8 protein-coding genes are annotated in these 9,152 nt (G+C 37.2%); 6 read left to right on the top strand and 2 right to left on the bottom strand.

Annotated elements, in window-relative coordinates:
• Window positions 1-5: 5 nt before the first annotated feature.
• Window positions 6-371, bottom strand: coding sequence for a hypothetical protein (locus E1140_RS10630; RefSeq protein ID WP_155182975.1), 366 nt, complete (start codon window positions 369-371; stop codon window positions 6-8).
• A 26-nt stretch (window positions 372-397) separates the two neighbouring features.
• Window positions 398-1,201: an alpha/beta hydrolase gene (locus E1140_RS10625; RefSeq protein WP_246202804.1), complete on the bottom strand. Its 804-nt coding sequence runs from the start codon at window positions 1,199-1,201 to the stop codon at window positions 398-400.
• Between the two features lie 91 nt (window positions 1,202-1,292).
• Between E1140_RS10625 and E1140_RS10620 the strand changes: the two genes are divergently transcribed.
• From E1140_RS10620 to E1140_RS10595, 6 genes are all read left to right on the top strand, one after another.
• Window positions 1,293-1,832 (top strand): RNA polymerase sigma factor, encoded by a 540-nt coding sequence (locus E1140_RS10620; protein ID WP_155182971.1) that lies wholly within the window; start codon window positions 1,293-1,295, stop codon window positions 1,830-1,832.
• A 2-nt stretch (window positions 1,833-1,834) separates the two neighbouring features.
• Window positions 1,835-2,206, top strand: coding sequence for a hypothetical protein (locus E1140_RS10615; RefSeq protein ID WP_155182968.1), 372 nt, complete (start codon window positions 1,835-1,837; stop codon window positions 2,204-2,206).
• Between the two features lie 125 nt (window positions 2,207-2,331).
• Entirely contained in the window at window positions 2,332-2,955 is a 624-nt protein-coding gene (locus E1140_RS10610; protein ID WP_155182965.1) for a TetR/AcrR family transcriptional regulator, read from the top strand.
• A gap of 7 nt (window positions 2,956-2,962) precedes the next feature.
• Window positions 2,963-4,366 (top strand): TolC family protein, encoded by a 1,404-nt coding sequence (locus E1140_RS10605; protein ID WP_155182962.1) that lies wholly within the window; start codon window positions 2,963-2,965, stop codon window positions 4,364-4,366.
• Window positions 4,363-5,568, top strand: a complete 1,206-nt coding sequence (locus tag E1140_RS10600) for an efflux RND transporter periplasmic adaptor subunit (RefSeq protein WP_221412677.1) — start codon at window positions 4,363-4,365, stop codon at window positions 5,566-5,568. Before E1140_RS10605 ends, E1140_RS10600 begins: the two co-directional genes overlap by 4 nt.
• A 5-nt stretch (window positions 5,569-5,573) precedes the next feature.
• Entirely contained in the window at window positions 5,574-9,068 is a 3,495-nt protein-coding gene (locus E1140_RS10595) for an efflux RND transporter permease subunit (protein ID WP_155182956.1), read from the top strand.
• The last annotated feature ends 84 nt before the right edge of the window (window positions 9,069-9,152 follow it).

Genomic DNA, 9,152 nt, shown 5'->3' with positions numbered 1-9,152 from the left:
AAACTTTAAAAAAACTTCTTATAGTTTTTGTCATCCTGCCAGAAAGCATAGCACTTTTCTACCTGCTCGTTTCTGAAGTCTTCGTCTTTTTTAAGTTCTTTCCATTCGCCCATCTCCAAACGCTCACACAGTTTGAAGAAGCGATCGCCCTGCCCATTTCTTTTATCTTGAACGAGTGCACTTAAAAGTGGTCGCTTATCTGCATGCTCGTCTTCTGAAATCTCATCAAGAATTTCTCCTAGTAATTGCTTCTCATGCTTGATATCGAGATTAAGACCAAGTTCGGTTTGATTAATAAGTCGTCTGTAGGGGATTGGAGAATCTCCCTTGCGGGCTAAAGAAATTAAGTGGTTTCTAACTCTTGCGTTCATCTGTTTTTCTGCTTACAAGCGGAAAACTACTCAATTTGTCTTAAAAATGCAGCTACATGAGGAATTAGGTTGTTATGTCCGCATTCCAGTAAATGAATATCATAGTTTTTTAGTTTATGAAGTAACTTATTCATTCCGGCCTCAGTAATTATCTTATCGTAGCTTCCTAAAAACATGGTGACTTCAATGTCATTTTCGTTTACCAGTTTACTAATATGATTCATATTAGACTTTAAGTCTTTAAAGATCACCCATGAATAATAAACCCGCCTTCTTTTTTTTGCCGAGTTCATTTGTGAGGCAGCGAACTTAGAAATACTCTTATCTAACAGGCCTATTGATTTAACAAGGTTCAATATTTTTAAGAACCTGTTCGGTTTAACAATCATGCTTTTAAAATAATTTTGGAAAATCAACGGATAGGTGGCTAGGTTATACCACATCTGTGTTTTAATTCCATCGGGGGCGATAAAGGTTATCTCTCTAATCTGATCAGGGAATAATTCAAGGGTGGTTAGTGCAAACTTTCCTCCCAGACTAAAGGCCATTAAAGAAAAGTCATTGATTTTTTCTTTTTGAAGAAATGCTTGTAAAATCTTTTGCCACTGTTGCTTAGTTAATTTGTTGTTTGGTTCTCCCCAATGACTTTTACCATGATAAAAAAGGTCAAAGCTGTATATTGTATATACATTTGACCAAGAATCAGCAATGGGCTTAAAACTGCTGCCATCTAAACCAAAGCCATGAAATGCCAGTTTTGTCTTAATGCCATTACCCATTTTATAGTAGTGGATGACGTGATCTTCGTATGTTAAAAAGTGACTAGTCATAAATTATTTTTAAACATATAAAATATTTTCCGGAGTCATCCGACTTATAAATCAGATGGCCGAACAAAACACTTCCATATTAACCTACTCCATGAAAAAAAGGCAGGAAGAGACAATTAATAAAGAGCGAGGAAGACTTCTTGGTTTTATCAAGTCTAGAGTAAGTAATCTGGAAGATGCGGAAGATATCTTGCAGGATGTGTTGGAGCAATTTGTTGATAGTGGTGAAATTCAAACCATCGAGAAAGCCTCGTCCTGGCTTTTCAGAGTAGCTGCAAATAAGATTATTGATCTGTATCGATATAGAAAGGTGCGCAGCAATCAGGTTACTTTAAATGAAGAAGACGATGATGAGAATGCACCTTTGATGCTCAAAGATATTTTGCCAGACCTTGGGCAGACTCCAGAGGAGAAATATTTTCAGGAGATACTTTCAGAGGAAATAATGACAGCGGTTGATCAATTACCTGAATTGCAAAGGGAGGTTTTTATACTTCATGAATTGGAAGACTATAGTTTCAAACAGATTGAAGAGAAGCTAGGCATTCCTATTAATACACTTATTTCAAGGAAGAGATATGCTGTATTGGCATTGAGAAAAAAATTAGAAGAAATATATAAAGAGATATAATCATGAGATATTCGAAAGGGAAGAAGATTTTATTTGCGATACTAATTATCCCTGTGGTGATTTTTGTATTCGTGACAGTGGTAATGTACTTGTGGAATTGGTTGATTCCAGAATTGTTTAATGGTCCTGTAGTTACTTTTTGGCAGGCCTTTGGTCTGATACTGCTTTCCAAAATTCTTTTTGGAGGATTCAAAGGAGGAGGACATAAGTCTGGACCCTCAAAATGGGGAGGTGATTGGAAGCAAAAATTTAAAGATATGTCTCCGGAAGAGCGAGTGGCTTTCAAAGAAAAATGGGCTAATAAATGGAATTGTGGAAGAACAAACGATTTCGAAAATGAAGATCCTCAAAGCCTTGAAAACACTGAAAAATAATTAACAAAAATTTATTCAATCTACTGTAACCTATTGATATATGAGCCGTTAGGCACATTATAAACTATGGAAACTTTAAATATGTTAAAAGTTTCCATAGTTTTGTGATCAAATAAAGAAGGCGCATGAGCATTGAAGAAAAGATAATAACAGGAGCAGGGGAGTTGTTCAAAAAGTACGGAATACGAAGCGTTTCGATGGACGACATTGCCAGACACCTTTCCATTTCAAAAAAGACAATTTATCAGTACTACAAGGACAAAGATGAGATTGTATCGTTGTCATTGAAGAAACATCTGGAGTATGAGAAACAGGAATACGATCAAATATTTAACAATACAAGTAATGCCATTGAGGAGTTAGTCAAGGTATCAAAATGCATGCGTCAGGATTTCAAGGATATGAAGCCTTCATTAATCTTTGATATGCAAAAGTATCATCCTAATGCATGGAAGGTCTGGCTAAGTTTTAAAAATGAATATATCAAAAATCAGGTAATGGAAAATCTTAAAAGAGGAATGGCTGAAGGTTATTTCAGAGAAGATCTCAATCCTGATATTCTAGCCAGATTAAGGGTAGAGCTTGTTCAGCTTGCATTTGATGAAGATGTATTTCCGGCTGATCAATATAATTTAAGGGACTTGCAACTACAGTTTTTTAACCACTTCGTTCATGGTATCGTGACCGAAAAAGGAAGAAAATTATATCAAAAACACATCGACAGTGAAATTTCAAACCAACATAAATAAATCAGGAATGCTTAAAAAAATAACTATTACCGCATTCATTATTATCATTAGCACCTTTAATATAAGGGCGCAGGATGATTCGGAAGTAATGAGTTACTCATTGCAACAGTGTATTGATTATGCCTTGGAGCACAATCAGAATTTATTGAACAATGGTCTAAGTAGACAAATTGCCGAAAAGCAAGTTAAACAGACATTGGCAGATGGGTTACCGCAAGTTACAGGTAACGTTGACTTAGCTTACAATTTCAAGATTCAGACTACACCGATACCTGACTTTATATCACCAGCAGTTTACGGTGTGCTTTTTCAGGAATCTGTTATTCCATCTAGAGATTTAGGCGACCCAAGTGTTTTTCCAGCGCAGTTTGGTACAAAATATACTGGGTCAGCTACGGTATCAATAGAGCAAATGATTTTTAACGGATCATACTTTGTTGGTTTACAAGCTGCCAGAACCTTTACTGAACTATCACGCAAGGATGAAATTAAAACAACCATAGATGTAATTGAGGCAGTTACTAAGGCTTACTACTCAACAATAATTATGAAGGAGCGTCAAGCTTTAGTTGATAAGAACTATGAAAGACTTGATAGTTTACTGAGAGACACAAAAGCCTTGAATGAAAATGGGTTTGCTGAAAATATTGATGTAAACAGGATTCTGGTTCAATTTAATAACATAAAGGTTGAGAAAAATAATTTTGACCAGACTTATGAGCTATCAAAAGCTTTGTTAAAGTTTCAAATGGGAATGCCTCAAACGAACACCATCACTTTAGTGGATGATTTGAGCACCATTGAATTTCAAACTATTGAGAGTGACTTTAGTCAGGAATTTAAATATTCTGATCGCATAGAATATAGTCAGCTAGAGACCAACGATGAATTAACCAATCTGGATATTAAGAATACTAAGGTTCAATACTTGCCTAGGTTAGATTTATATGGCAGAGTAGGTGCAACGGCAGGTGCTCAATCAACTTCTGATTTATTCAATTTCAGCGACAACTGGTTTGAGGTAGGCGTTGTTGGTGTAAGAATGAACGTTCCAATTTTTGACGGATTTAGAAAGAGCAATATAATTCAACAAAAGAAAATACAGTCTGATCAGATCCAGAATTCATTTGAATTGCTAAAAAGCAATATTGATATACAGATTAAGCAAGCTACAGTTAACTACAATCGAGCCATTGATAATATGGCGGCCCAAAAGGAAAATATGCAGTTAGCTGAAGAAGTATTTAATGTTTCTAAAATAAAATATGGTGAAGGAGTGGGCTCAAGCCTCGAAGTAACCAATTCAAATACAGATTATAAAACTGCCGAAACTAACTATTACGATGCTTTGTATTCAGCGCTCGTAGCCAAAATAGATTTAGAAAAGGCATATGGAAGACTTAACAAATGAAAAAACACCCTAGATATACAACAACTATGAAATCAACATCAACTATATTTTTACTGGTTATCGTGCTGATGTCAGCATGCGGAAATCAGGATGAAGGTTCTGTAAGCACCATAATTTCTAATGGAAATTTGGAGGAATTGAGAGCCAAGAAAAAAGAATTAGCATCACAGCTATCTGGTCTGGAAGAGGAAATTGCTCTTTTAGATGCAGCAATTGGTGAAAAAGTGGGTGACAAAAAATTATCTTTAGTTACTACTCATAAAGCTAGTGTCACAAATTTTGACCACTATGTGGAGTTACAGGGAAATGTAACTACTGAGCAAAATGTACTAATCTATCCAGAAGCGGCAGGTACACTTTTAAAGGTTTATGTTAAAAAGGGACAGCGAGTATCTAAAGGACAAATGTTAGCCTCTATTGATGATGGAGGTATGAGTAGCCAATTGGTACAAATGGAAACTCAATTGGCACTTGCTGAAACAACTTTTAAAAGACAGGAGAGACTTTGGGAACAAAAGATAGGTACTGAGATTCAATACTTGCAGGCCAAAGCTAATTATGAGTCGCTTGAAAACAATGTGAAGCAGTTCAAAGGTCAGCTAAGTAAGTTTTCTATAAGAGCACCTTTTTCAGGCATTATAGATGATGTCATCAAAGACCAGGGTACAGTGGTTGCACCAGCAGGCCCGGGTTCTGAAGTGTTCAGAATTGTTAACCTATCAGACATGTACATTGAGGTTGATGTTCCTGAATCTTACATAGCTAATGTTGTTCCGGGCAAAGCGGTTAAGGTGTTCTTTCCAATCTTGAATAGAACTATTGAGTCTAAAGTAAGACAGACTGGTAACTATATTAACCCAAATAACAGATCATTTACTGTTGAAGTGCCTGTGCCAAACGCTGATGGTAAAATTAAGCCAAATATGACGGCTAAGGTTCATATCAACGATTATAACAATCCGGAGGCAATCCTTATACCTCAGAGTATAGTTTCTGAGAATGCAGAGGGGGAACAGTATGCATATATCGCTTCAGGTGTTAAGGACAATGTTGGAACCGCCAAGAAAAATATTATTACTACTGGCAAAACTCAGGGAGATTTCGTGGAAGTGCTGTCAGGTTTAAAAGCTGGTGATAACATAATTGAAGAAGGCGCAAGAAGTGTAAAAGATAATCAACAGGTTAAAATTTTAAATAAATAACCGAAATGAGTAATCAAAAAAAGAAAGTAGATAAAGAGTTTCGATTGGCTTCGTGGGCCATTGATAATCCGTCTGTGATCTGGGTGATGATCGCAATGTTCTTCCTTATCGGATTGTCCTCTTATTTCGCTATGCCTCGGGAAGATTTTCCTGAGATCAAGGAAACGAAAATTTATATCAGTACGCCTTTTCCAGGTAATACTGCAGAAGATATAGAAAGGCTTATTACAGATCCGCTAGAGGATGTGCTAAAGAATATAAGTAATGTGGTGGAGATTATTTCTACTTCACAAGAAGACTATTCAATTATTACGGTGGAGTTTGATGAGGACATTACTGTTGAAGCAGCCAAGCAGAAGGTGAAGGATGAAGTGGATGGCGAGAAAGCAGGTGAAGATTGGCCTTTATTTAATGGTGCTAAGGTAGAGCCTAATGTGTTTGACCTTAACTTATCAGAAGAGCAACCAATTATGAATATCAACATAACTGGTGATTATCCGGTAGACAAGTTGAAGGAGTTTGGTGAGTATCTTGAAGATGAGATTGAAGACTTACCTCAAATAAAGCAAGTAGATATTAGAGGAGCGCAGGAGAAGGAGGTAGAAGTAGCTGTAGACATCTATAAGATGATGGCTGCCAAAGTGAGCTTTGGTGATATAACGCAAGCTTTGGGTAATGGTAACATGACCATGTCTGCTGGTAATTTAAAATCTAGTGGTCAGAGACGAACAATCAGAATTTTAGGGGAGATAGAGAAACCATCTGAACTTGAAAACTTTGTTGTTAAAACTGAAAATGGCGCCCCTGTTTACTTAAAGAATGTTGCCGAAGTAAGCTTTAGTGATAAAGAGAAAACAACATTTGCACGTGAATTTGGCAAGAGCGTAGTTATGCTTGATGTTAAAAAGCGTGCCGGTAAAAACATGATTGAGGCGGCCAGTCAGATAAGAGATATTATAGCCAAAGCACAGGAAGATACTTTTCCTCAAGACTTGGAAATTTCTATATCAAACGATTCGTCATCAAGGACACTTAATCAGGTAGAAGATCTTGTTAATAATATTATTTTTGGTATCCTACTGGTGGTTACAGTTTTAATGTTCTTCCTAGGATTTAGAAATGCCTTGTTCGTTGGTTTCGCAATACCGATGTCCATGTTCATGTCCTTCATGATACTATCTACATTAGGCTACACACTAAACACAATGATCTTGTTCGGACTTATTATGGGTCTGGGTATGCTTGTTGATAATGGTATTGTGGTGGTTGAGAACGTATATCGTTTGATGGAAGAAGAAGGGATGAGTAGAATAGAAGCTACTAAAAAAGGAATTGGCGAGATAGCCTTACCAATTATTATTTCTACAGCAACTACCGTTGCGGCCTTCGTTCCACTAGGAATGTGGCCAGGTATCTTTGGTCAGTTTATGATTTACTTCCCAATTACACTGTCAGTAGTTCTAGGTTCGTCTTTGTTCGTAGCTATTTTCATGAACTCCATGCTGGTGTCAAGGTTTATGGAAGTGGGTAATAAGGTGTTAAAAACTAAGCAACTGATAAGAACTTCGCTATTACTGACAGTATTCGGAGTCTTTATTCTGGTAGTAGGAGGTGCTATGAGAGGCCTGGGAACTATCATGATTTTTACAGCTATTTTATTGTGGTTATATAAGTATGCCATTAAGAGGGTCGCAAATCATTTTCAAAGAAATACCTTGGTTAAATTTGAAAACTGGTACGAGAGAAGAATTGCTCATGCCTTGAAAAAGAACAATGTGTATTGGTATTTCGGAGTAACTGTTTTTATGCTGATTGCTGCATTTATGAGTTTTGGAATGTCAGTTGGTTCTGGAAGGACAAAAATTGAATTCTTTCCAGATAATACGCCTAACCAGATCATTGTTTACATAGAATATCCACAAGGTACTGCCATTGAAAAAACTAATGCTCTTACTAAAGAAATTGAAGAGCAAGTTTACGGTGTAATCAATGATGGGGAGTATATGGATGACGGATATAACTACTTGGTAGAGTCTTCTGTTTCCCAAGTTGGGGAAGGTGCTGGTAATCCGCAGACTGACGGTGGTTCTTCAGCAGAGATGCCTCATAGAGGAAAGATCACGGCATCGATGCGCGAATATAAGTATAGAAGAGGTAAAGACACTGAGAAGCTCAGAGCTAAGGTGCAAGAAGCCTTAAGAGGCTTATATCCTGGTGTCGCTATTTCGGTAGAGAAAGATGCAGCGGGACCACCAGCAGGCTATCCAATAAACCTTGAACTTGAAGGTCCTGACTATGATCAATTAATTGTAGAAGCTGAGAAGATCAGAAACTTTATTAATACAAAAAATATAGCAGGTATTGAAGAGTTGAAAATTGATGTTAATAAAGGGAAACCCTCAATGCAGGTGGTAGTAGACCGGGAAAAAGCGGGTGAATTAGGTGTAGCTGTTGGGCAGGTTGGAAACCAGCTGAGAAGATCTCTCTTTGGAGAAAAGGCTGGAGTTTATAAGAAGGATGGAGAGGATTATGACATCAATGTGAGATTTAATGAAGACATCAGATATAACACCAGTGCTCTTTTTAACCAAAATATAATCTTTAGAGATCAGTCTTCTGGTCGAATTAAGGAAGTGCCTATTTCTGCGGTTGCATCTCAGAAAAACACTTCAGCTTTTAGCGCCATTAAGCATAGAGATAACAAAAGAGTAGTAACTATTTATTCAGGTCTTCAGCCTGGTTTTACTGACGCGGCTGCTATTGTTTCTGAAATTCAGGAAGAGATGCAGGAATATAAGGACATGCCTAAGGAAGTTAAGGTAGACTATACGGGACAGATCGAGGAGCAGAACAAGCAAATGGCCTTTTTAATGAGTGCCTTCTTCGGTGGTCTAGGCTTGATTATTCTTATTCTGATTTTCCAGTTCGGTGGTGTTTCTAAGCCTTTGATTATACTTCTAGCAATATTCTTGAGCTTTATCGGGGTATTTGGCGGGTTGATGATTACAGGTTGGTCATTTGTTATTATGATGACTATGATGGGGATTATATCTCTAGCAGGTATTGTGGTAAATAATGGTGTGGTATTGCTTGACTATATACAGCTCTTGATCGATAGAAAGAAGGAGGACCGCGACATGGATTCTGGTGAAATGCTCACCAAGGAAGAGGTGAAGGAACTTGTTATTAAAGGAGGAAAGGCTAGGTTGCGTCCGGTACTACTTACTGCTATTACAACTGTATTAGGCCTTATACCTTTAGCGATAGGTTTAAATATTGACTTCTTCTCATTAGTGACAGAGTTTGATCCTAAGATCTATATGGGTGGTGATAATGTGATATTCTGGGGGCCATTAGCATGGACAGTAATCTTCGGATTGATTGTAGCTACTTTCCTAACACTGATCATTGTACCTGTTCTATTTACTATTGTTTATAGGATGAAGTTCTGGATTTGGGGTAGAAAGGCTAACAAAAAGGTTCAAGCCGCTGTTGCCTAGTTGAAAGATGAATAGAATCTTAGTGATATCTCTGCTGTTGGCTGTGCTTTTTGCTATAGACTGGTATGTCTATCAGGGAGCCTT

This window comes from Fulvivirga lutimaris (assembly GCF_009711525.1).
Lineage (GTDB): Bacteria > Bacteroidota > Bacteroidia > Cytophagales > Cyclobacteriaceae > Fulvivirga > Fulvivirga lutimaris.
Note: the sequence above shows the minus strand (reverse complement) of the source record. Positions and strands in the feature narration are given on the sequence as shown.